This window comes from Novosphingobium acidiphilum DSM 19966, from assembly GCF_000429005.1.
Lineage (GTDB): Bacteria > Pseudomonadota > Alphaproteobacteria > Sphingomonadales > Sphingomonadaceae > Novosphingobium > Novosphingobium acidiphilum.
The window spans coordinates 42221-65484 of sequence record NZ_AUBA01000007.1; the positions used below are offsets into that span (position 1 = coordinate 42221).

Annotated in this window: 21 protein-coding genes and 1 tRNA gene; 15 read left to right on the forward strand and 7 right to left on the reverse strand. The window is 65.7% G+C overall.

Annotation, left to right across the window (positions count from 1 at the left end; translation table 11 throughout):
- Window positions 1-32 precede the first annotated feature (32 nt).
- Both G404_RS0107825 and G404_RS0107830 read right to left on the reverse strand, forming a co-directional pair.
- On the reverse strand, window positions 33-818 hold the full coding sequence (locus G404_RS0107825; protein ID WP_028640589.1) for an SDR family NAD(P)-dependent oxidoreductase: 786 nt from the start codon (window positions 816-818) through the stop codon (window positions 33-35).
- Between the two features lie 24 nt (window positions 819-842).
- Complete coding sequence (locus tag G404_RS0107830; RefSeq protein WP_028640590.1) at window positions 843-2015, reverse strand: acetyl-CoA C-acetyltransferase; 1173 nt, start codon at window positions 2013-2015, stop codon at window positions 843-845.
- 156 nt (window positions 2016-2171) lie between these two features.
- Between G404_RS0107830 and G404_RS0107835 the strand changes: the two genes are divergently transcribed.
- The 4 genes from G404_RS0107835 (at window position 2172) to G404_RS0107850 (ending at window position 7114) form a co-directional block, all read left to right on the forward strand.
- Complete coding sequence (locus G404_RS0107835; protein WP_028640591.1) at window positions 2172-2978, forward strand: crotonase/enoyl-CoA hydratase family protein; 807 nt, start codon at window positions 2172-2174, stop codon at window positions 2976-2978.
- Window positions 2975-3874, forward strand: a complete 900-nt coding sequence (thiL, locus tag G404_RS0107840; RefSeq protein ID WP_028640592.1) for a thiamine-phosphate kinase — start codon at window positions 2975-2977, stop codon at window positions 3872-3874. Before G404_RS0107835 ends, thiL begins: the two co-directional genes overlap by 4 nt.
- A gap of 158 nt (window positions 3875-4032) precedes the next feature.
- Window positions 4033-6132 (forward strand): sodium-translocating pyrophosphatase, encoded by a 2100-nt coding sequence (locus G404_RS0107845; protein ID WP_028640593.1) that lies wholly within the window; start codon window positions 4033-4035, stop codon window positions 6130-6132.
- A 94-nt stretch (window positions 6133-6226) separates the two neighbouring features.
- A complete protein-coding gene (locus tag G404_RS0107850; RefSeq protein ID WP_028640594.1) occupies window positions 6227-7114 on the forward strand; it encodes an acyl-CoA thioesterase in 888 nt (295 codons plus the stop codon).
- A gap of 3 nt (window positions 7115-7117) precedes the next feature.
- Here the strand turns inward: G404_RS0107850 and G404_RS0107855 are convergent, their stop codons facing one another.
- The 3 genes from G404_RS0107855 to uvrC form a co-directional block, all read right to left on the reverse strand.
- Window positions 7118-7609, reverse strand: coding sequence for a hypothetical protein (locus G404_RS0107855; RefSeq protein ID WP_028640595.1), 492 nt, complete (start codon window positions 7607-7609; stop codon window positions 7118-7120).
- Window positions 7606-8628 (reverse strand): hypothetical protein, encoded by a 1023-nt coding sequence (locus G404_RS0107860; protein ID WP_156906238.1) that lies wholly within the window; start codon window positions 8626-8628, stop codon window positions 7606-7608. Before G404_RS0107860 ends, G404_RS0107855 begins: the two co-directional genes overlap by 4 nt.
- A 330-nt stretch (window positions 8629-8958) precedes the next feature.
- Window positions 8959-10962 (reverse strand): excinuclease ABC subunit UvrC, encoded by a 2004-nt coding sequence (gene uvrC / locus G404_RS0107865; RefSeq protein ID WP_084601159.1) that lies wholly within the window; start codon window positions 10960-10962, stop codon window positions 8959-8961.
- Window positions 10963-11132: 170 nt separating this feature from the next.
- On the opposite strand from uvrC, the gene G404_RS0107870 reads away from it, so the two are divergent.
- Window positions 11133-11519 (forward strand): PilZ domain-containing protein, encoded by a 387-nt coding sequence (locus tag G404_RS0107870; RefSeq protein ID WP_245584444.1) that lies wholly within the window; start codon window positions 11133-11135, stop codon window positions 11517-11519.
- Here the strand turns inward: G404_RS0107870 and G404_RS18480 are convergent, their stop codons facing one another.
- Window positions 11520-14003, reverse strand: a complete 2484-nt coding sequence (locus tag G404_RS18480) for a TonB-dependent receptor (RefSeq protein WP_156906239.1) — start codon at window positions 14001-14003, stop codon at window positions 11520-11522.
- A 343-nt stretch (window positions 14004-14346) separates the two neighbouring features.
- Between G404_RS18480 and infA the strand changes: the two genes are divergently transcribed.
- The 10 genes from infA (at window position 14347) to G404_RS0107925 (ending at window position 22637) form a co-directional block, all read left to right on the forward strand.
- A complete protein-coding gene (infA, locus tag G404_RS0107880; protein ID WP_028640599.1) occupies window positions 14347-14592 on the forward strand; it encodes a translation initiation factor IF-1 in 246 nt (81 codons plus the stop codon).
- Window positions 14593-14604: 12 nt separating this feature from the next.
- Entirely contained in the window at window positions 14605-15216 is a 612-nt protein-coding gene (locus G404_RS0107885; RefSeq protein ID WP_028640600.1) for a Maf family protein, read from the forward strand.
- On the forward strand, window positions 15209-16204 hold the full coding sequence (locus G404_RS0107890) for a ribonuclease (protein ID WP_028640601.1): 996 nt from the start codon (window positions 15209-15211) through the stop codon (window positions 16202-16204). The genes G404_RS0107885 and G404_RS0107890 overlap by 8 nt, the downstream gene beginning before the upstream one ends.
- Window positions 16201-16395: a DNA gyrase inhibitor YacG gene (gene yacG / locus G404_RS0107895; RefSeq protein WP_028640602.1), complete on the forward strand. Its 195-nt coding sequence runs from the start codon at window positions 16201-16203 to the stop codon at window positions 16393-16395. Before G404_RS0107890 ends, yacG begins: the two co-directional genes overlap by 4 nt.
- 99 nt (window positions 16396-16494) lie before the next feature.
- Window positions 16495-16570: transfer RNA gene (locus G404_RS0107900), tRNA-Phe, on the forward strand.
- A gap of 367 nt (window positions 16571-16937) precedes the next feature.
- The gene (locus G404_RS18485) at window positions 16938-18836 is read left to right on the forward strand and encodes a class I SAM-dependent DNA methyltransferase (RefSeq protein ID WP_084601172.1); all 1899 of its coding nucleotides are present in this window, start codon (window positions 16938-16940) and stop codon (window positions 18834-18836) included.
- Window positions 18755-19900 carry an aspartyl/asparaginyl beta-hydroxylase domain-containing protein gene (locus G404_RS0107910; RefSeq protein ID WP_028640603.1) on the forward strand — a complete coding sequence of 382 codons (1146 nt, stop codon included), beginning with the start codon at window positions 18755-18757 and terminating at the stop codon, window positions 19898-19900. Before G404_RS18485 ends, G404_RS0107910 begins: the two co-directional genes overlap by 82 nt.
- Before the next feature lie 160 nt (window positions 19901-20060).
- A complete protein-coding gene (locus G404_RS0107915; protein ID WP_036520817.1) occupies window positions 20061-20246 on the forward strand; it encodes a Flp family type IVb pilin in 186 nt (61 codons plus the stop codon).
- A 108-nt stretch (window positions 20247-20354) separates the two neighbouring features.
- Window positions 20355-22004, forward strand: a complete 1650-nt coding sequence (locus G404_RS0107920; RefSeq protein ID WP_028640605.1) for a SulP family inorganic anion transporter — start codon at window positions 20355-20357, stop codon at window positions 22002-22004.
- 9 nt (window positions 22005-22013) lie between these two features.
- Entirely contained in the window at window positions 22014-22637 is a 624-nt protein-coding gene (locus G404_RS0107925; protein WP_028640606.1) for a ParB-like protein, read from the forward strand.
- Here G404_RS0107925 and G404_RS0107930 read toward each other — a convergent pair.
- Window positions 22634-23257: an HNH endonuclease gene (locus G404_RS0107930; protein WP_028640607.1), complete on the reverse strand. Its 624-nt coding sequence runs from the start codon at window positions 23255-23257 to the stop codon at window positions 22634-22636. The two genes, G404_RS0107925 and G404_RS0107930, sit on opposite strands and share 4 nt — an antisense overlap.
- Between the last annotated feature and the right edge of the window lie 7 nt (window positions 23258-23264).

Consider the following 23264-nt stretch of genomic DNA (forward strand, 5'->3'; position numbering starts at 1 on the left):
CGCCTTGTGGCGTGCCCCCGTTGGCGGATGGATCAGCGCGGCGCCATGCGGATGGCCCCGTCCAGACGCACGTCTTCACCGTTGAAATAGCCGGTTTCGATCATGCACAGTGCCAATGCCGCATATTCTTCGGGCATGCCCAGACGCTTGGGAAACGGCACCGATGCGGCCAGCGCCGCCTTGACGTTTTCGGGCGCACCCTGCAGCAGCGGGGTGTTGAAAATGCCGGGCAGGATGGTGTTGACGCGAATGCCCTCGTTCATCAGATCGCGCGCGATCGGCAAAGTCATGCCGACCACCCCGCCCTTTGACGCCGAATAGGCAGCCTGGCCGATCTGGCCGTCTTCGGCCGCGACCGACGCCGTGTTGACGATCGCGCCGCGTTCGCCGAATTCTCCCACCGGATCGAGCGTCATCATCCCGGCCGCCGATTTGGCGATGCAGCGAAATGTGCCGACCAGATTGATCTGGATAATCGCGTTGAAGGCATCAATCGGGAAATGCTTGATTTCGCCTGTTTCCTTCGACCGGCTGGCGGTCTTGATGGCGTTGCCCGTGCCCGCGCAATTGACCAGGATGCGTTCCTGGCCGTTCGCCGCGCGCGCCTTGGCAAAGCCGGCGTCGACGCTGTCTTCGCTGGTGACGTTGACTTCGCAGAACACGCCGCCGATTTCGGCGGCAATTGCCTCACCCTTTTCGCGCGACAGGTCAAATATCGCGACTTTCACACCCTTTGCCGCCAGCGCGCGCGCGGTGGCCGCGCCAAGACCCGATGCACCGCCGGTGACAACCGCGGAAATGCCCGATTCACACTTCATGAAAATATCCTCTTTGCATTGATTTCAAACCATTTCGACAATCGTGACATTGGCGACACCGCCGCCTTCGCACATTGTCTGCAATCCGTATTTCAGTCCGCGCGCCTTGAGCGCGTGGAGCAGCGTGGACATCAGCTTGGTGCCCGATGCGCCCAGCGGATGGCCCAGCGCAATGGCCCCGCCATTCACGTTCAGGCGATCGGGGTCGGCGCCGGTGTGCTTAAGCCAGGCCATCGGCACCGAAGCAAACGCCTCGTTCACTTCGTACAGGTCGATATCACCGATACGCAGGCCCGCGCGCGCCAACGCCTTGTCGGTGGCAAACAGCGGTTCTTCCAGCATGATCACCGGATCGCCCGCAGTAACGGTCAACGTGTGGATGCAGGCCAGCGGGGTCAGGCCATAGCGCTTGAGCGCGGCTTCGGACACGACCAGCGCGGCGCTGGCGCCGTCGCAGATCTGGCTGGAACTGGCCGCGCTCAACGCGCCGTCGGGGCTCAGCAGCTTGACCCCGGCGATGCCCTCGATCGTGGCGTCAAAGCGGATGCCTTCGTCAACGGTGTGCAGCGCCGGGCCATCGGCGGTGTCGATCTCGACCGGCACGATCTCGTCGGCAAAAGCCCCGGCCCGGGTCGCGGCAATCGCCTTGAGATGGCTGGACAGCGCAAACTGGTCGAGCTGGTCCTTGGTAAAGCCGTGCTTCTTGACGATCATTTCGGCACCGGTGAACTGCGACCAGTTCACGCCCGGATATTTGGCCTCAAGCCCTGGCGATTTGTAATTGCCCAGCCCCTCTTTCATGTGAAAGATCGCGGTGCTGCCCATGGGCACGCGGGTCATGCTTTCGACGCCGGCGGCAATCACCACGTCCTGCACACCCGACATCACTGCCTGCGCGGCAAACTGGATCGCCTGCTGTGATGATCCGCACTGGCGGTCGATCGTCACCGCCGGGGTCGATTGCGGCAGCAGCTTTGACGCGAGCACGGCGTTGCGCCCGACTTGCCCGGCCTGTTGCCCACCCTGGCTGACACAGCCCATGATCACATCCTCGACCGCGGCCGGATCGATCCCGGTGCGCGCGACAAGCGCGTCGAGCGTCAGCGCCGCCAGATCCACAGGATGCACCCCGGCCAGCCGGCCGTTGCGACGGCCACCGGCGGTGCGCACCGCATCCACGATATAGGCCTTGCCCATTTCCCTTACGACTCCTCTGACCCGGCGTATGTTTAACTGAACGATTAAGGAGCCATGACGCGTCGGTCAAGCCGATCGTGCGCGCGCAGCGTTTGCGTCCGCCACGGGCCTGTGGCAGCGGGTGTTTAATCGAAAGCTTAAGAGAGGTTTCCTGCCATGGCCACCCCGTTCCTGACTGTCGAGCGCCAGGGCCGCATCGCGATCCTGACCATGAACCGGCCCGAGGCGCTGAACGCCATCGGCACGCTGGATGATTGCGACTGCATCGTCGACACGCTGTTTGCCTTGGGCAACGATCGTTCGATCTCGGCGCTGGTGCTGACCGGATCGGGTCGTGCCTTTTCCAGCGGCGGCAATATCAAGGGCATGCAGCAGCGCACCGGGATCGGCGTGCTGGAACAGCCCGATTCGACTCGCGCCAATTACCGCCGCGGCGTGCAGCGCGCGGTGCGCGCGCTGCTCGATTGCGAAATCCCGATGATCGCGGCGATCAATGGCCATGCGATCGGCCTGGGCCTTGACCTTGCGTGTCTGTGCGACATCCGCATTGCCGCAGACAGCGCCAAAATGGCGGCCAGTTTCATCAAGGTCGGCATCGTGCCGGGCGATGGCGGCGCGTGGACGCTGCAGCGCATTGTCGGCTATTCGCTGGCCGCCGAACTGTTTCTGACCGGGCGCAGTTTTGACGCCGAATATGCGCGATCGATCGGCCTGGTCAGCCGCGTGGTGCCGCACGAAGACCTGTTGCCCGCGGCGATCGGCATCGCCCAGGACATTGCCGCAAACCCGCCCCGCGCGCTGCGCCTGACCAAGAAACTGCTGCGCGAAGCCCAGCATGGCCGCGCGCACGACGTGCTGGAACTGTCGGCCGCCTATCAGGCGATCGCGCACGAAACGCACGACCATGCCGAGGCGGTGGCTGCGCTGCTTGACAAACGGGCGCCGAACTTCACGGGAGAATGATGACCTCGCGCGAAGAACAGTTCCTGACGATGATGCGCGCGCTGGCGCCCGATCCGGCGGCGCGCGGATTGCACGACGATGCCGCGGTGATCGCGATCGGTGGTGAAACGCTGGTGATCACGCACGACATGATGGTCGAAGGCGTGCACTGGCTGCGCGGGCAGGACGAGGCCGACATAGCCTGGAAGCTGGTGGCGACCAACGTGTCGGACCTGGCCGCAAAAGGGGCCAGGCCGGTCGGCATACTGCTGGGTTATGCGCTTGGTCCCGACGATGCGCGTTTTGCGCAAGGGCTTGGCGAAGCCTTGTGCGCGTTCGATGTGCCGCTGCTGGGCGGCGATACTGTTGCCGCACCTGCCGGCGGCCGCAGCCACGGGCTGACCGCGCTGGGTAGCGCCACGCATTGCCCGGTGCCGTCGCGCAAAGGTGCACAGCCGGGCGATGTGCTTTGGATTACCGGACCGGTGGGCGCGGCAATGCTGGGGTTCGAGGCGTTGCGCGACGGTGTGCCCGGCGTCGCTACGGCCGCATACCGCCGGCCGGTGCCGCGTCTGGCCCAGGGGATCGCGCTGGCGCCGCACGTGTCGGCGATGATGGATGTGTCCGACGGCCTGCTGATCGATGCGCAGCGCATGGCCCGGGCCAGCGGCGTCACTCTGGCCATCGATTCTGCCGCTGTTCCGGTTCCAGAGTCGCTTGTCCAGGCGCGCCGCCATGCGGCCATGACCTGGGGCGATGATTACGAATTGCTGTTCACCCTGCCGCCCGACACCGCGCCCGCATGCTTCGCGCATGCAATAGGCCGGGTCACGGAATTCACTGGCAACAGTATCTTGGTCGATGGTGCATCGCCAAAAGGACCGCTGGGATACTGGCACGACGTCGCCGACGATTGACCCTGAACAAGGAAGCACTTGCCGGTTCACAATAAATCCCTAGCTTTCGCCGTCTCTCCACACACAACGGGGACCCGCATCGCGCCGCCACGATCCACCGCGGACCACTGGCACGCCGGAACGTTCGGCGCGGACGGGCATAAAAGGGGGATGCCAACGTGAACCTTGTTGAAATTTCAATTGGATTGGGATTGCTGGCCATCGTGTATGGCTTTCTCGCCGGACGCTGGGTGCTGAACTCACCCGCCGGCAACCAGACCATGCAGGACATTGCGGGGGCCATCCAGGAGGGCGCACAGGCCTATCTGAAGCGGCAATACACCGCGATCGCGATTGTCGGCGTGGTGGTTGCAGCCCTGGTGCTGTATTTCCTGGGCGTTATCGCCGCGGTTGGTTTTGTGATCGGCGCCACGCTGTCGGGCGCGGCCGGGTTCATCGGCATGAATGTGTCGGTGCGCGCCAATGTGCGCACCGCGGCTGCCGCGCAGAACGGATTGCAGGCCGGGCTGACCATGGCGTTTCGCGCAGGTGCGATCACCGGCATGCTGGTGGCGGGCCTGGCGTTGCTCGCGATCGCGGGATTTTTCGGCTATCTGGTGGGCTTTGGCGGGCACCAACCCGATGAACGCACCGTGGTTACCGCGCTGACCACGCTGGCGCTGGGCGCATCGCTGGTATCGATCTTTGCCCGCCTGGGCGGCGGCATCTTTACCAAGGCCGCCGATGTCGGTGCCGATCTGGTCGGCAAAGTCGAGGCCGGCATTCCCGAAGACGACCCACGCAACCCCGCCGTTATCGCCGACAACGTGGGCGACAACGTTGGCGACTGCGCCGGGATGGCCGCCGACCTGTTCGAAACCTATGTGGTGACGATCGGCGCGACGATGGTGCTGACCGCGTTGCTGGTCCACGGGCTTGGCAATCTGCTGTTGCCGCTGATGAGCCTGCCGCTGCTGATCGGCGGGGTGTGCATCGTCACCTCGATCCTGGGCACGTTCTTCGTGCGACTGGGCAGCTCGAAAAACATCATGGGCGCCATGTACAAAGGGTTCCTGGTCACCACCGTGGCCTCGATCCCGGCGATCTGGTTTGCGATCCAGTACACGCTGGGCGATATGGAGGCGCGGATCGGTTCGGCCGCATTTACCGGGCGCACGCTGTTCTATTGCACGCTCGTCGGGCTGGCTATCACCGGGCTGATCATCTGGATCACCGAATATTACACCGGCACCAATTATCGTCCGGTGCGTTCGATCGCCAAGGCCAGTGTTACCGGCCATGGCACCAACGTGATCCAGGGCCTGGCGATCAGCCTTGAGGCGACCGCGCTGCCCACGCTGGTGATCTGCGCCGGGATCGTGGTGTCGTACCAGCTGGCCGGCCTGATCGGGATTGCCTATGCGGCGACCGCGATGCTGGCGCTGGCGGGCATGGTCGTGGCACTCGATGCGTATGGCCCGGTCACCGACAATGCCGGGGGCATTGCCGAAATGGCCGGCCTGGACGACGCCGTGCGCGAAAAGACCGATGCGCTCGATGCCGTGGGCAACACCACCAAGGCGGTGACTAAAGGCTACGCCATCGGTTCGGCAGGCTTGGCCGCACTGGTGCTGTTTGGTGCCTATACCACCGACCTCAGGGAATTTTTCCCCAAGCTGACGGTCGATTTCAGCCTGGAAAATCCTTATGTGATCGTCGGGCTGCTGCTGGGTGCGCTGCTGCCCTATCTGTTCGGGGCGATGGGCATGACGGCCGTTGGCCGTGCCGCGGGTGACGTGGTGGTCGACGTGCGCGACCAGTTTGCCAACAATCCGGGTATCATGGCCGGGACCAGCCGCCCCGACTATGCGCGAACCGTGGATCTGGTGACGAAGGCGGCGATCAAGGAAATGATCGTGCCGTCGTTGCTGCCGGTGCTGGCACCGGTGGTGGTCTATTTCGTCATCACCATGGTGGCGGGGCAGACCAACGGATTTGCCGCGCTGGGTGCGCTGCTGCTGGGCGTGATCGTCAGCGGGCTGTTTGTCGCGCTGTCGATGACATCGGGCGGCGGCGCGTGGGACAACGCCAAGAAATACATCGAGGATGGCCATCACGGTGGCAAAGGTTCTGACGCGCACAAGGCGGCAGTGACCGGCGACACCGTGGGCGATCCGTACAAGGACACCGCTGGCCCGGCGGTAAACCCGATGATCAAGATCACCAATATCGTTGCACTGCTGCTGCTGGCCGCACTGGTCCATCACGCAACGCATTGAACCGTCTTGCCATCGCAGCATGCAAACCCCCGTCGGCGCCGCCGGCGGGGGTTTCACGTTGACGTCAACGGCAGGCCAAGCCAGACACGAAGCCATGTCCCAATCCCCCACCCCCGAAGCGCTGGTATCCGGCCTTCTCCGACTGCTCGATCTTGATACGGCCGGCGATGACCGGTTTATCGGGCACAACCGCCCCGATGGCCGCGGCCGCATGTTTGGCGGACAAGTCATTGCACAGGCGCTTGTCGCGGCCGAGCGCACCGTGGGCGAAGATCGCCCGGTCCATTCGCTGCACGCCTATTTCCTGCGCGGCGGCAACGAAGCGCAAGGTGTCGATCTGTCGGTGCTGCGCGATCTGGACGGGGGCAGCTTTGCCAATCGCCGGGTGGTGGCAAGCCAGGGCGAAACGCCGATCCTGACGATGGTGGCATCGTTCCACCGGCGCGAGGCGGGGGTATCGCACGCCAATCCGATGCCCGATGTGCCAGACCCCGATGACCTGCCCGACGAGGCGGGGCTGCGCGCCCAATTTGCCGACCGCATCCCGGCCGACCGCCGCGAAGTGATGCTGCGCCTGCGTCCGATCGAACAACGCCCGGCCGAAGCGCGCCACTGGATGAACCCCGAACCGCGCGAGGCGCGATCGCACACCTGGTTTCGCACCGCAGCGCCGCTGCCCGATGATCCGCGGGTGCACCGTGCGGTGCTGGCCTACGCCAGCGACATGAGCCTGCTGGGCACGTGCACGCTGCCCCATGGGCTGAGCTGGATCATGGGCAATGTCATGGGGGTCAGCCTGGATCACGCGGTGTGGTTCCACGATCACTTTCGCGCCGACGAATGGCTGCTGTATGCCTGCGACAGCCCGTGGGCCGGCAATGCCCGCGGTTTCAACCGGGGCCAGATCTTTACGCGCGACGGCCGTCATGTGGCCAGCGTTGCGCAAGAAGGCCTGATCAGGCCGATCCGTCCCCGCGACTGATCATCAGGGCACCACGCACGTCGCGCGTTCCAGCACCGGGTGTTCGACCATTGCTTGTGCCACCGCGCCCAGCGTGCGGCCGCTGTCGCCTGCGGCGCGGGTAATTTCGACCACCACAGAATCGAACAGGTGACAGGAATCAAGACTGGTGTTGCCCCCGCCATAGCGGTTGGCGATCAGCGTGGCATAGCGATCATACAACCCGCCGTGCCGGGTTTCGGCCTGACCGCTTGTGGCGAAATAGTGTTGCAGGCGCTGGGCTGCGCCGTCGAACTGCGCCTGGTGCGCCGAAACCATCGCCTCGTAATGCGGTCGCATGTCCACGCCCATCAACGAACAGCGCAGCGACACGTTCATCATCAGCATTTCGAATTCGTGCAGCCGCGCGGCATGGGTCAGGGTTTCATCGATGCAGGCCGCGCGCGCGGTATCAACCCCGGCCAGCGCCAGGCAGGCCGCCAACAGCGCCAGCGCGCCCGATCGGCGCATGGTCATTTCGCCAGCGTCGCGGATTGCGGTTGCCCCGGCTGCGAACAGGCCACCACCGGCACCGTCATCAGCGCGCTGAACTGGCGCACCAGCGCCGACTGCATCGAAAACGTGGTCTGCGCCACTTGCTGATAGGTGCGCGCGGCGCCGACGATGGCGTTCATCGTGTCGGGATCGTGGCTCAACTGGTACTGGTCATACAGCGACTGCAACTGGCGCATATAAGCCGCTGCAGCGTCGTTGTTCTGCTTGGCCGCGTTGACCGAGGGCAGATAGACCGTGTCGTGAAACGCATTGCGCGCCTCGGCCGAACAGAAACTGGGCGGCAGCGCCACCGCGGCCACCGGCACCAGCGCGGGTTGCGCAGGCACCACATACCCGGCCGCCAGCGGGCGCGGTGGTGCCGGGGCAACGGTCGCGGGCTGCGTGGCGACAAGTTGCACCGTGGCCGGCGCGGCGGGTGCCGCGGCCCCGGTGACCTGGCTGTTGGCAAGCGCTGCAAGCAATTGACCAAGCGTCGCCCCCGATTGGGCCGGTGCAGCCGGTGCGGCACCCCCTGGCGAAGGCGCCGCCGCAGACGGCCCCGGCATCACCGCGGGCTGCACCACCGCCGGCGTGGCATAGGTAGGCGGCGCCGATGCCACCGGTGCCGGCGCCGCGGTCTGGGTGTAGACCGCCGGCGGAGCCATCGGCGACGGCGCGATCGAAGCAGGCGGCGCAGGTGGCGCAACCGGTACGGTCAATGCCGGCGAAACGGTCGGCGCGGCGGTCGTCCCAGATGTGCTCTGCGGCGTCGTGCGGCCATGCAGCGCCACGATCTTGGCACGCGCAATTTCGCTGAACGTGCCGTTGGGATACCGCGTCAGATAGGCTTCGTACAGCGAAGGGTCGCTGCTTGAATCAATCGATTGCCAGAATGCCAGCTCGAACGGCGTGCCGACACCGGTGGCCACGGTCGATTGCGCGTGCACCACGGGTGCGCTGCACGCACTGCCCAGCACCAGCGCGACACCGCCCAAAACCATGGCGCGTTGCGCGCCAGCCGATTTCACAATGCGACCCATTTTCGACATGTGGACCCCCATTTCGCGGTCGCCCCCGCGTGATAGCCAGCCATTGGACACCGATGCATTGATGCCGGTGTCGCTTGGTAACTATCGAGTTATGGTAGCAGCCAGTTGAAAGGACTACGTTACCTGATCCTTAATTTTTACACGACTGGCCGCACGTAGGACGCAAGCCGTCGTAAACGGCGCAAAACGTGATCCGATACGGGACAACGGGGCCCGAACCACGGCAAAGGTTTGATGATCGTGCGGCGGCGAATCGCACGCGACCAACGCCAATCGAAAGTTTCAACCGCCCGCGTGGTAAAAATCGTAAACCGCCTGCGCCACGGCAATGCTGACCCCGGGCGCACGCTGCAGATCGTCCAGACTGGCAGCCCGCACTTTGCCCGCCGTGCCGAAATGCAGCAGCAGCGCGCGTTTGCGCGCGGGGCCGATACCGGGCACTTCGTCCAGCGGGCTGGCGGTGATCGCGCGGCTGCGCTTGGCACGATGCGCGCCAATGGCAAAGCGGTGTGCTTCATCGCGCAATTGCTGCAGGTGGAACAGCAACGGCGAATTGAGCGGCAGCAGTTTTTCACGCCCGTCGGGAAAATGGAAATGTTCGCGCCCGGCATTGCGGTCAGGGCCCTTTGACACCGCGATCAGCGCGACATCCTCGATGCCCAGTTCCTCCAGCGTTTCGCGCACCGCGGTCATCTGCCCCTTGCCCCCGTCGATCAGCACGAGGTCGGGCCACATGCCGCGGTCGCGGTCGGGGTCTTCTTCCTGCACGCGGGCAAAGCGGCGCGCCATCACCTCGCGCATCATCGCGAAATCGTCGCCCGGCTCGGTTTCAGGACGCTTGATATTGAATTTGCGGTACTGCCCTTTGCGAAATCCTTCGGGTCCCGCCACGACCATCCCGCCGACCGCATTGGTGCCCTGGATATGGCTGTTGTCGTAGATTTCAACGCGATCGGGCACCTCGCCCAGTTCAAGAAATTCGGCCAGATCGCGAAAGATCCGGGCGCGCGTACCGGTTTCGGCCTGGCGCCGCACCAGCGCCTCGTCGGCGTTGCGCTGCGCCTGTTCCATCAGCCGTCGCCGGTCGCCGCGCTGCGGCACCGAGATCTCCACTTTGCCCCCGGCGGCGGGATACAGCGCCTCGGCCAGCAGATCGGCCTCGGGCAGATCGCGATCGACCAGGATCAGGCGCGGCGGCGGCACGTCTTCGTAGAACTGCGCCATGAACTGGGTCAGCACTTCGGCCTCGTCGTGGCCTTCGGTGTGGCTGGGGAAAAACGCGCGATGCCCCCAGTTCTGCCCGCCCCGGATGAAAAACGCCTGGATCGCGACCGCCCCGCCCTGCACCGCCACGGCAAACACATCGGCATTGCCGACACCTTCGGCGTTGATCGCCTGGCTGCCCTGGATAAAGGTCGCCGCGCGCAGCCGATCGCGCAGCACGGCGGCGCGTTCGTAATCGAGCGACTGCGCGGCCTCGGCCATCTGCGCTTCGATCTCGCGCTGCACCGCGTTGGATTTTCCCCCCAGAAAATCACGCGCCTGGCGGGCCAGATCGGCATAGTCGGCCTCGTTGATCCGCCCGACGCACGGCGCGCTGCACCGTTTGATCTGGTACAACAGGCACGGCCGATCGCGCCGCGCCATGAATCCGTCGTTGCAACTGCGCAGCAGAAACAGTTTCTGCATCGCGTTGATCGTGGTGTTGACCGATCCGGCGCTGGCAAACGGGCCGTAATAATTGCCCTTGGCCCGGCGCGCGCCGCGATGCTTCATGATCCGGGGAAAGGCATGATCCGATCGCAGCAGGATGAACGGAAACGATTTGTCATCGCGCAGCAGCACATTGTACGCCGGGCGATAGCGTTTGATCAGCTGCGCTTCGAGCAGCAGCGCCTCGGCCTCGGAATTGGTGGTGACGATCGTCATCGTCCGCGTCAGGCTGACCATGCGGCGCAACCGGTTGGGCAGGCGATCGACCTGCACATAATTGGCCACCCGGTTCTTCAGCGCGCGTGCCTTGCCCACATACAGCGCCTCGCCGCGCGCATCGAGCATGCGATAGACCCCGGGCACCGGCTTCAGCGTGGCAACCACTTCGCGGATCACCGCCACGCCGCGATCCAGATCGGGCTGGTCCGCCCCGCGCACGGCATAGGTCGCCTTGTCTTCGTGGAACCGTTCGGCGCCATGCGGCGTGGGCACGGTTCCGGCAGGCGTGCGCCCGGCAGGCGCGGTGTCGGCTGCATCGTCGGCAGCGGAAGATCGGGACGGTGATCGGGCCATGGGCACTGTCAGATAAGCGCTCGATGCCCGCCGGTCCAGCGCCCCACCGGGCGGGCGCGCGGAAAAACCGGTGGGTCAGGCGTTAAAAAAATATTATCGGCCTAGTCATTGTTCCGTAGCAAACCTTGTCGGCCGGTTAACCTTTTGCGCGTTAACGCTTTGGCATGTCGATGCACTTTCAATTTGGGTCCAGGGCTCAGGTGCCGGGCCGCCGCCAGGCGGCGCGGGTGCGTCTGGCGCTGCCCGCCAAAGTCATCCTGGTCACCGGCCATCAGCCCTGTCAGCTTGACGACCTGTCGCAGACCGGCGCCAAAATCACGGTCGACCAGATCCCGCCGCCGCTGGGCGACGATGCCGTGCTGATGGTCAACGGTGTCGAAGCGTTCGGAACGGTGATCTGGCGGCGCGGCAACAGCTTTGGCCTGTGTTTCGAAGACGCGATGCCGATGGCTGATGTCGTCCGCCTGCGCGGGTTCAACGACCATCAGCAGGCGCTGGAACAGCAAAACCGGCTGCGGCACGCCCGCGAATTCGTGCAGGGTCGCAAAGTCTACTGATCAGAACTGCTTGCGCAATTCCAGCTTGATCAGACGCCCGACCGGATCGACATAGCCCGGCTGATACCGCAAAGGCACGGCCCCGCTGCTGTCGGTGACTTTCTGGATCGTGTCGAACACGTTGTTGATCGCCAGCTGCAGGCGCGTGCCCTTGAGGAACGGGTGTTTCTTCACCACCGAGGGCATGCGGCCCAGATCGGCGAACAGGCGAAGATTGACTGTCGCCAGCGATCCGAAATCAAGCGGAAGATCGCCCGGCTGGCCGCTGGAATTGACCCGCGTGCCGCTGGCATAGCTGGCCGCCAGCCGCATCCCGAACCCGCGATAGAACCCGCCGGTATCCAGATTGGCGGTGTGCCGCGCCACGCCGGTGCCGGTCAACGCATCGCCGCCCAACTGGTTCAGCACCGGCCCGCCCGGGGTCAATTGCGCTGTGTTGTACAATTCATAGCTGTAACTGAGCGACAGGTTCCACCGCCCGCGCCCGTCCGATGGTGGAGGTCCGCCACCCCCGCCGCCGCCACGACCGCCGCCCCCGCCGCCACGGCCAAAGCCGCCTGCGCCGCCAAACCCGCCGCCACTGCCACCCGGGCCGCCGCCGAACCCGCGTCCGCCGCCGCCAAACCCGCGCCGCTGCTGCGCCATCGCCGGATCGGGCTTGCCGAAATTGCCCGACAGATTGATCGAGGTGCGGATGCGCGAACTGCGCGTCATCGCCAGGGTTACCGGGGTTTCATCGATCGCCACGATCTGGTCGGCCGCATTGCGCGTGATGCGATCGCCAAACGCGGTTTCCACCGCGGTGGTTACCAACGGAAACGCGCTGGCCGGATCATCGGCATGGTTGCGGAAATATTCCACCACCAGCGTGTCGTTGCCGCCGCCAAACGGCAGCGTCCAGTTGCTGGCAAATTTCAGGTCGTGCTGCTTTTCGCGCAGCAATCCCGGATTGCCGCCGGTGGTCACCGTGGCCAGCACGGTCTGCCCGCGCACGAAATCGAACACCGCCACATTGGGCGTGATCGTGTCGGGTGCGGCCAGATTGGCCAGCGTGGGCGCGACTTGCGTGCCGATATAGGTTGCCGACAGCGTCCAGGTGGGGGTCGGTTTCCAGGTCAGCCCGCTGCCGATATCGACCAGCCCGCCGAAATCCGACACCGAATGCGCCTCGACATTCACGTTCAGCGCCAGATCGCCGATCGCAGACAGCACGTGGTTCTTGGCCGACGCGATCGGGAGGTCCAGGCTGAACCCGATCTGCGCATCGCCGCGGCGGAATGCATCGTCGATGCCGGTCCGCGTGTCGCTGGCGGCTTCGGCCGACCAGACATAGCCGGTCTTGACCGTCAGCCCCAGATCACCCGAAGGCAGCCGCAACGGGCGGCCGCTCAGCGTTACCAGCGAGGTATAGCTGTCAGTGGTGGTGCGCGCGATTTCGGGGTTGATCGCGGTCAGCGCGTCGATCGATTGCACCTGATAGGCATGCGTGCCGTCAAGCGTGGCCGACAGCAGCCAGGTGCCGACAGGCGCGTTCAATCCCAGCCCGACCGATCCCGTGGTGGTGCGCGATGATGTCAGCAGCCCCAGCAGCGGCTCGGTCGATTTGATCCCGTTCAGCGCATCGCTTGAATCGCGTTCGATCAACCCGTTGATCGTCAGCCCCGCGCCGGTCCACAACGGCCGCGCCACGGTTGCGTTCAGCTGCGCGGTGGTGGTGCCCGCCGACAGCGTGCGAAACTGCGCCGGATCGGGCTGCCCCGGCTGCGGCGGGGTTTGCTGGATGATCCCGCGCGCCGCTTCGGTTTCGGGTGTCACCACTTCATAGGCGCCGGTTACGTTGATGCGCGCGCCTTTGGCGATGCGCACCGCGGTCGCCTCGTCGCGCGTGTCGGTATATCCGCCGCGCGTGGGCCTGCCCACCTCGATCTCGTTGAACTGGCTTTTGAACTGGTCCTTCAGGATGAAATTGACCACGCGCTGATCGGGCCGAAACCCGAATTTCAGCGCGACTTCCTCGGGCAGGATCTCGACGCGCCTGATCGCTTCGGGGGGCAGCCCGCGGATTTCGCGAAAATTCGACACGCGCATGCCGTTCAGCAGAAACACCGGCGTGCCGCCGCCGCGTCCGCGCCCGGTGCCGGTCTGCGGCACCAGCGCGGCGACCAGTTCCTGGATCGACGACACGCCGTAGGATGCGATGTCGTCCTCATCCAGCGTGACAATCGGCGGCTGGTCGGCCTCGACCTGCCCCTTGATGCGATGCGCAACCACCAGGATTTCGCCCTGCTGGTCCAGCCCGCGCGCATCGGCCTTCAGGATCTTTTCGCCGTTGACCGAGATCTCGTCGGTTTCGCCGGTGGCCGGCGGTTGCGCCACCGGCGGCGCAGGCACAGGCGTTGGCGGCACAGGCACGGCAGGCGCGGTCTGCGCATGCGCCGCAGCGCCGGCCCAGACGATGCCGGCGGCCGCAGCGAGTAACATCATGGCCGCAGCCATCGGTGGCAAAACGCGGTTCACAGCGGGGCAAGGGTCTTTAATGAATGGGGGCGCAGGCGGCGCCACGGGCGCATGCCGCCCATGCGAAAAGCGCCACCGCGGGGCAATGCCCTTTTCGTAACATTTTGTCGCCTATCGGGATTTCGCCCGGGGGTGCAAACCCATTATCGGACACCACGCGCGGGCGGGGTTTTCTTTTTACGACTTTGCCGCTATGGGCGCGTCGCGCGTGATATTGCCCATGCGTTGCAGACCATGATGTCCCATCCATCTCGAACCGTCCGGGCGATGACCGGGTGCGTTCGACAGAACAAGGCAGCCGAACCCGCCGATGGCGAAAGAAGAACTCCTGGAAATGCGCGGATCGGTGGTGGAACTGCTGCCCAACGCGATGTTCCGCGTGCGTCTCGAAAACGATCACGAGATCCTGGGCCACACCGCCGGCAAGATGCGCAAGAACCGCATCCGCGTGCTGGTGGGCGATGAAGTGCTGGTGGAACTGACCCCGTACGATCTGACCAAGGGCCGTATCACCTATCGCTTCATGCCCGGCCGCAACGGCCCCGGCCAGTTCTGATCGGACCATCGCATGGCTGACACCGACCACGCGCCGGTGTCGCCCGGTCGCCCGCCCCTGCTGCTGGCCTCGGCCAGTCCGCGACGGCGCGAATTGCTGACCCGCATCGGCGTGGCACCCGATGCCATCGTGCCCGCCGATATCGACGAAAGCCCGCTGCACCGCGAACGCCCGCGCCCGCATGCGGTGCGCCTGGCCGCGCAAAAGGCGCGCGCCGCCGCCGCACTGCGCCCCGATGCGGTGATCCTGGCGGGCGATACGGTGGTCGGCGCGGGCGCGCGCATCCTGCCCAAGGCCGAGGACGAGGCCACCGCGCGCCATTGCCTGATGCTGCTGTCGGGCCGCCGCCACCGCGTCTATTCCGCCGTGGCGGTCATCACCCCCGATGGCCTGCTGCGCGAAGCGTTGAGCGAAACCATCGTGCGGTTCAAGCGGCTGACACCGCGCGAAATCGATGCCTATCTGGCGGGTGGCGAATGGCACGGCAAAGCCGGCGGCTATGCCATCCAGGGCAGCGCCGAAGGGTTCTGCACCTGGCTCTCGGGCAGCCATTCGGGCGTGGTCGGCCTGCCGCTGTTCGAAACGCGGCGGCTGTTGCAGGCGGCGGGCGTGATCGATGGCTGAATGGATTGTCGAACAGGGCATCGGCGAAGACCGCGCCGCCCTGATCGAAGGCGATACCATCGTGGCCGCGCGGCTGTGCTGGCGCGAGGCGCTGCGCGCGGGCGCGGTGGTGCAGGCGCGGCTTGACCATCGCCATCCCGGCACCCGGCGCGGCGCGGTGCACCTGCCCGATGGTTCGATCGCGCTGATCGACGCGTTGACGCCACAGATTACCGGCGGCGCGCGGCTGATGGTGCGGATCACGCGCGCGGCGCTTGCCGAACAGGGCCGCTTCAAACTGGCGCAGTGCCGACCCGCGGGCGATGTGCCCGCGGCCCCTGCCCCCACGCTGGCCCAGGCGGTGGCACAGACCGGGCACAGCGTGCGCGTGGCCGGAATGCTCGATCGCAGCCTGGATCGCGCCGGGTGGCCCGACCTGGTCGAACAGGCGGCATCGGGCGTGGTGGATTTTCCCGGCGGACGCCTGACCATCAGCCCGACGCCGGCGATGACGCTGATCGATATCGATGGCCCGCCCCCGCTGGCCCCGCTGGCGCAGGCGGCGGCGCGCGCCGTGCCCGAAACGCTGGCGCGGCTGGATATTGCCGGATCGGTCGGGATCGATTTTCCGGGGCAGGAAACCCGCGCCGACCGGCAGGCGATCGACGCCGTGCTCGATACCGCGCTGGCCGCGCATGGCTGGCAGGGCGAACGCACCGCGATGAACGGGTTTGGCCTGGTTCAGCTGATCAGCCGGCTGGAACGCCCTTCGCTGGTGGCGCGCATGGCGTTTCATCCGGCGCGCGCCGCGGCCTGTGCGTTGTTGCGCGCCGCCGAACGCGTGGCCGAACCGGGCGCGCTGTTGCTGACCGCGCACCCTGCGGTGCTGGGCGCGATCGATGCGGCGATGCAGGCCGAACTGGCGCGGCGCAGCGGGCGCGAAATTCGCCGCGCCCCGCGCGAACATCTTGCCCTTCACACCGGTTTCGCGCAGGCGATTGCGCCATGACCGAACCCGAAGTGCGCACGCGCCCCTGCCCGATCTGCGGCAAACCCCGCAGCACCGACTATGCCCCGTTCTGTTCGTCGCGCTGCCGCGACCGCGACCTGATGCGCTGGCTTGACGATGGCTATGCCATTCCCGGCAAACCGGCCGATCGCCCCGACGACGACGATGCCGAAGAAGGCGGCGGCGCCTGAAAAAACTGTGACGATGGGGCTGGACAAGCCCCCCGCGCTTCGCCATAGGCGCGCTTCCAACGCGGTCGGCGCCGGTTTTCGGCACCTGTGACACGCAACGCCCGGGTAGCTCAGTTGGTAGAGCACGTGACTGAAAATCACGGTGTCGGCGGTTCGATCCCGTCCCCGGGCACCATTGGCGCCCACGTTATAGTAGCGATGCTCGGCGCAGCCAGCGCCGGCCGGCAAACATCCCGCCGCCCCTGATCGACCGCCGCGCGCACGCGCGCCCGCCCCGTTCATGAACGCCACAGCGTCAGATTGGCGACAACGCACGCTTGCGCACCCGGCGCGATGTCGATTAGGTACAAACCCTTAATCGCCACTGCGAGGGGGGACGATCGTTTGCACGATCATTACGAGACGTTGTCGCATTCCCAACTGGTTAATCTGCTGCGCAATCGCTCGATCGATCGCGATACTTTTCACACACCACGCAGGTTACGACCAAGCAGCCCGCCCCATTCATGCGCCACACCCGTTGCCAGCGGGGCCAGCGCATGATGAATGATATCGAAGCGGTCGAAAAACGCCTGTGGACCGCGGCCGACCAATTGCGCGCAAACAGTGATTTTGCCACCAACGAATACTTCATGCCCGTGATGGGCCTGATCTTTCTGCGCCACGCCTATAGCCGGTATCTGGCGGTCAAACCTGATATCGAGGCGACCTTGCCGTCACGCCACGGTGTTCCGCGCGCGCTGACCAAAGAGGATTTCACCAGCAAGGGCGCCATTTACCTGCGGCCAGAGGCGCAGTTCGATCATCTGGTGGCCTTGCCCGATAGCGCAGACCGCGCGGCCGCGATCATTGCCGCGATGGAAGCGGTCGAGGATGACTATGCCGCGCTGAAAGGCGTGCTGCCCAAGAACGAATATCAAGGCCTTGAAAACGTCGTGCTGGCCAATGTGCTACGCATCTTCAACGATCCGGCGTTGCAGAACGCCACCGGCGATGTGTTCGGGCGGATCTACGAATATTTCCTGACCCAGTTTGCCGATCAAAGCGCGCATGACGGCGGCGAATTTTTCACGCCCCCGTCGATCGTGCAGATGATCGTAAATGCAATCGAGCCCGATCATGGGGTGGTGCTCGATCCGGCCTGCGGATCGGGGGGCATGTTCGTGCAAAGCGCGCACTTCATCGAACGGATGAAGCAGGACCCGACCAAAGTCGCCACGTTCTATGGGCAAGAGAAAAACGCGACCACCATCCGCCTGGCCAAGATGAACCTGGCCGTGCACGGGCTGGAGGGGCGGATCGAGCCCGGCATCACGTACTACACCGATGCGCACGAATTGCTGGGCAAGGCCGATTTCGTGATGGCCAACCCGCCGTTCAACGTGGACGAAGTCGATGCAGAACGGGTGCGCAAGGACCCGCGCCTGCCGTTCGGCCTGCCCGGCGTAAACAAGGCAAAGAAGGTTTCCAACGGCAATTACCTGTGGATCAGCTATTTCTACAGTTACCTGAAGGACACCGGGCGGGCGGGCTTTGTCATGTCGTCGCAGGCATCGAGCGCGGGCGGCGATGAGGCGGCCGTGCGGCGGCGGCTGATCGAAACCGGCCATGTCGATGCGATGATCGCGATCCGGGGCAACTTCTTTTACACCCGCACCGTGCCCTGCGAACTGTGGCTGTTCGACAAGGCCAAGCCAGCCGAACATGCCGACAAAGTGCTGATGCTGGATGCGCGGCAGGTGTTCCGCAAGGTTACGCGCAAAGTCTATGACTTTGCGCCCGAGCAGTTGCAGAACCTGACTGCGATCTTCTGGCTTTATCGTGGGCGAGAGGCGCAGTTCCGGGGGCTGGTGGCGGAATATCTGGACCGGACGATGGCAGAGGCGCGGGGCAATGCGGGCGTGGTCGAGCCGATGCTGGCCTTGCTGGACAGCTTGATCGAAGAGCTGGAGGAAACGGCTTCTGCCGACCTGATGAACCCGCTGACCGAGGCGCGGGCCGCTTTTCAGGCCGATTGGGATTTTTATGTGTCGTCTGTCCAGAAGCTTGGCGGGACTTGGTCTGGCGCGAACCTTGGCATTTTTCAACTGCACAGCGCGCACGACGATCTGGAACCGCTGGCCGAAACCAGCCGCGATTTGATCAAACAGATCGATCAGTTGTTAAAGCTGGCCGAGAAGGCGCACCGTGAAGGCGGCGGCAAGCGCGGCAAGGCAAGCGCGCTGAAGGCGCTGGAGGAGCCGCGCAAGGAAGCGGTCGAGCAGATCAAGCTGGTGCGGTATTTTCACCGGCAGGCGCACTGGCTGCTCATCCCCCACACACCCTTTCGCATTAACCCGTTCCGGGCCACGGTGCGGGCATGGCCGAACCGCAACAGACCATCGATGCAGCACTTGATGCGCTGGCCCATCGCAATCCCGCGCTTGCCGCCCAGCTGCTGAACGCGGTTGCGGGCCATGTGCCCGACGCGCAGATGCCGTGGCTGGCGCTGGCCAATGCCGAAATGGCGCTGGGGCGGCTTGATGCGGCAGAGGCGGCGATGGATCGCCATCTGGCGCTGCAGCATCGCGATATCGGCGGCCTGCTGATGAAGGGGCTGTTGCGCGAACGCCGCGGCGATACGCGCGCCGCGTCAAGCTTTTACACCGCCGCGCTGAACCAGGATGCCGCCTATGGCGGCGCGCCGGCCGAGCTGGGCGCGTTGATGGCGCATGCCCGCGCCGCGGTCGCGTCGGCGCAATCGGCGTGGATGGCGCATCTTGAGGCGGCGGCCGGCGCATCGCCATCGCCCGCCATCCGCGAGGCGATCGACCTGTTGGCCGGGCGGCGCGAGGTCGATCTTCAGAAACCGTCGCTGTTCTATTATCCGGGGCTGCCGCAACGGCGGTTTTACGATCCCGATCAATTTGCCTGGCTGCGCCCGATGATGGACCTGGTGCCGCAGATGCAGGCCGAATTGCACGCGGTGGCCGGCGCCCACGGCGCGCACGGCGAAGGTTTTGCCCCCTATGTGCGCACCAGCACCGAACGGCCCGCGGCCAACAACCCGCTGCGCGATGATCCGGCGTGGGGCGCGTTCCATTTCTGGCGCGACGGGGCGATCGTGCCCGAACACGCCGCGCGCTGTCCCGCCACGATGGCCACGCTGGCGCATGCGCCGATGCCGATGATCCCCGGCCGCGCGCCCAATGCGATATGGTCGCGATTGTTGCCCGGCACGCATATCGCGCCGCATCACGGCATGCTGAACTGCCGCCTGATCTGCCACATCCCGATCCGCACCGCGCCGCAATGCCGGCTGCGCGTGGGCAGCGAAACGCGCACCTGGCAGGATGGCGTGCCGCTGATATTCGACGATTCGATCAATCACGAGGCATTCAATGACGGGCCGCAGGCGCGCGTGATCCTGCTGTTCGAAATCTGGCGCCCCGAAATTGACGAGGCCGACCGCATCGCGCTGACCGGGCTGTTTCAGGCGATCGACGGCTTTGCCGGCGGCCTGTAGCGCCGCCGGCGCCCGCGCGATTAACGGGTGTGCGCCGCGCTGCCCCGCTTCGGGACGCGGCCGAAACGGCGCTGGCCGACCGATTGGCAGGCCGCGCGATCGCGATACAGTCAGCCCATCCCGGCGCGGCAGCCGGCACAGCGGGGCAAGGCGCGTCATGTTGAACAGCAGATCTGTGATCCACGGCACATGCGGTGCCACCTCGATCGAATATGCGTTTGTCGCCTGCCTGATCGCGGTGGCGGCCATGGGCAGCATGGGCCTGGCGGGCAATGCGGTGGGCAACACGCTGAACGTGGCCAGCAGCCAGATGAACGCCGCGCCCGCGCTGCACCCCAAAGGTTAAGGCGGGCCCGGGCGCAATCCCCGTTCGCCCACGCCGCGCGGGCACGCCTTGCGCGCATCGCGGTGCGGCCTATGCTGATCGCATGGACCGGCATAAGGGCGTGATACGATGACGGAAACGGGGCCATGGCAGGCGCGATCGGCCGATCTGCTGGCCGGGCTGTCGGTCGCGGGGCTGCTGGTGCCCGAAGCGGTGGCCTATGCGGGGATCGCGGGGCTTGCGCCCGGCCGTGCGCTGATTGCAGGCGTTGCCGGCGGCCTGGTCTATGCGCTGGTCGGGCGCAGCCGGTTTGCGGTGGTATCGGCCACCAGTTCGTCCGCATCGATCCTGGCGGCGGCGCTGGGCAGCCTGGCGGCGGCGCCGCAGCTGATCGGCAATATCGGCCACGATGCGCTGGCCACGGCGATGACGTTGATGGTGGGGGTGATGTTCACCGCGCTGGGGCTGTTCCGGCTGGGGGGCCTGGCCGGGTTTGTTTCGCGCCCGGTGCTGCGCGGCTTTGCCTTCGGGCTGGCCGCGACGATCATCATCAAACAGCTGCCCCATCTGGTGCATGTAACCGTTGCGGGATCGAACATCGCGCAAGTGGTGACGGGCGTGGCCACGCAGGTGGCGCAATGGCACTGGCCCAGCCTGGCGCTGGGGCTGGCGGCGCTGGCGGCGCTGGTGGCATTGCGGCGCGTGCCGGGCATTCCCGCCACGCTTGTCGTGATGGCCATGGGCATTGCGCTGGGATCGGTCGGGCCGCTGGCGCACCTGGGCATCGCGCTGGTCGGGCCCACGCCGATCGCCATGCCGCATCTGGCGCTGCCCACCGATCTGGCGGTGTGGGAACGCATTGCGCAGCTGGCCGCGCCGCTGACGCTGATCATCTTTGCCGAAAGCTGGGGCACGATCCGCGGGCTGGCGCTGGCGCATGGCGATGACATATCGTCGAACCGCGAACTGACCGCGATCGGTCTGGCCAATGGCGCCGCTGCGCTGGTGCAGGGCATGCCGATCGGCGCCGGGTTTTCGATCGGATCGGCCAATGCCGCCGCCGGCGCGCACAGCCGCATGTCGGCCGGGGTGGCCAGCCTGGCCACGCTGGCGCTGGTGCTGCTGGCCGGGCCGCTGATCGCGCGCATTCCCGAACCGGTGCTGGCCGCGGTGGTGATCGCAGCCCTGCTCCACGCGCTGAACCCCGCGCCGATCGTGCGGCTGTTTCACCTGCGGCGCGATCACTGGGTGGCCTTTGCGGCGGCGCTGGGGGTGCTGGTGCTGGGCGTGCTCAACGGCATGCTGGCGGCGATCGCGCTGTCGCTGATCCAGCTGTTGTATCGCTGGTCGCATCCGGTGACCAGCGAACTGGGCCAGATCGGCCACAGCCATGATTTCGTCGATATCAGCCACCACGCCGATGCGCTGCGCGTGCCCGGGGTGGCGATTTTTCGTCCCAACGCGCCGCTGTTTTTTGCCAATGCCGAAACCGTGCTGCGGCATATCGGCCTTGCCGCGCGCGTGCGCGGTGCAAACGTGCTGATCATCAGCCTTGAAGAAAGCGACGATCTGGATGCCACCGCGCTGGATGCGCTGGATGAATTCGCCCGGTCGATCAACGCCTGTGGCGCCCGCCTGATCCTGGCCCGCACCCACGACCGGGTGCGCGATGTGCTGAACGCGGCCGGGTTTGGCGATTTGGCCACCGCGTCAACCTTCAGCGTGGCCGATGCCGCCCGACACGCGATATCTTTGACAGCCCCCCAAAGGAGCGCCTGATCCATGGCCATGAACCACCCCGTTCACCCCATTCTCCACCCGGTCAGGATCAAGGACCTGCGCCCGACGCAAATGACCGTGGGCATGCGCGAAGTGGCCGAAAAGCGCGAGGAATGGCGCAACCGCCCGCGCGATTCGGCGGGCAAATACCTGGGATCGCACATGATCCCGGCGGTGCTGGGGCCCAAGGGCCGTCCGTGGATCGTCGATCACCATCATCTGGCGCTGGCGATGCATCTGGAAGGCGTGACCGAGGTGATGGTTTCGATCATCGCCAAGCTCGACACCCTGCCCAACAAGCGGTTCCTGGCGTTCATGGACGCGCACAACTGGCTGCATGCCTATGATGCCAAGGGCAAACGTCGCGAATTCGACGAACTGCCGCACAGTGTCACCGATCTGGCCGACGATCCCTATCGATCGCTGGCCGGCGAAGTGCGCCGCGCCGGGGGCTATGCCAAATCGCCCACGCCATATACCGAATTCCTGTGGGCCGATTTCTTTCGCGACCGGATCAAACCTGATCTGCTGACCGACCATTTCGCCCGCTGTGTAGAGGATGCGGTGCCGATGGCGCGCAACCGCGAGGCGCGGCACCTGCCCGGCTGGTCGGGGATCGACGCCGGGGATTAATCCCCGCCAAACGCCGGGCAATCGGCCTCGTTGCCGCAATACGTGCGATAGGCGGCCACCCAGTCGGTGCGGATCGCGGTTTGCGCCGTGGTCAGCGGCAATGCCGGTGTGCCCGGCGCCGGATCGCAGACCATGCGGTACAGCCGGTATTCCAGCCGGTCTTTGGCCCAGGCGTTCAGCCCGTCACCCGCCCGGCTTTGCGGCCACAGGTTTTCGCGCAGATCGCGCCCGCCCAGCGACAGCGGCACCAGGTGATCCACTTCCCACGAATGGCCGCCATCGTGCGGATTGGTCACATGGTATGCGGCAAAGACCGCATCCTTGACATGCGCAGAGGTATGCCGCGCCGCCTTGGCATAGGTCAGGTCGCCGCCGCGCTGCGGAGGATCGCCAGGCGCCCAGTCGTGCGCGCAGATCGCCGCATCGGTTACCCCCGGATCGATCGCTCCCGGGGTCAGGGCGCGATCGGGCCAGGTTGTGCCGGGCAGCCGGACGGGCGCCACCGGGCGCCGGTGCGCGATCATCCACAGCGCCAAAATGACAAGCCCGACCGCGACCACGATCAGTGCCAGCACCGCCGGCGGCAGTTTATACACACGCAAGGTGGGCCGAACGGTCATCCGTGCC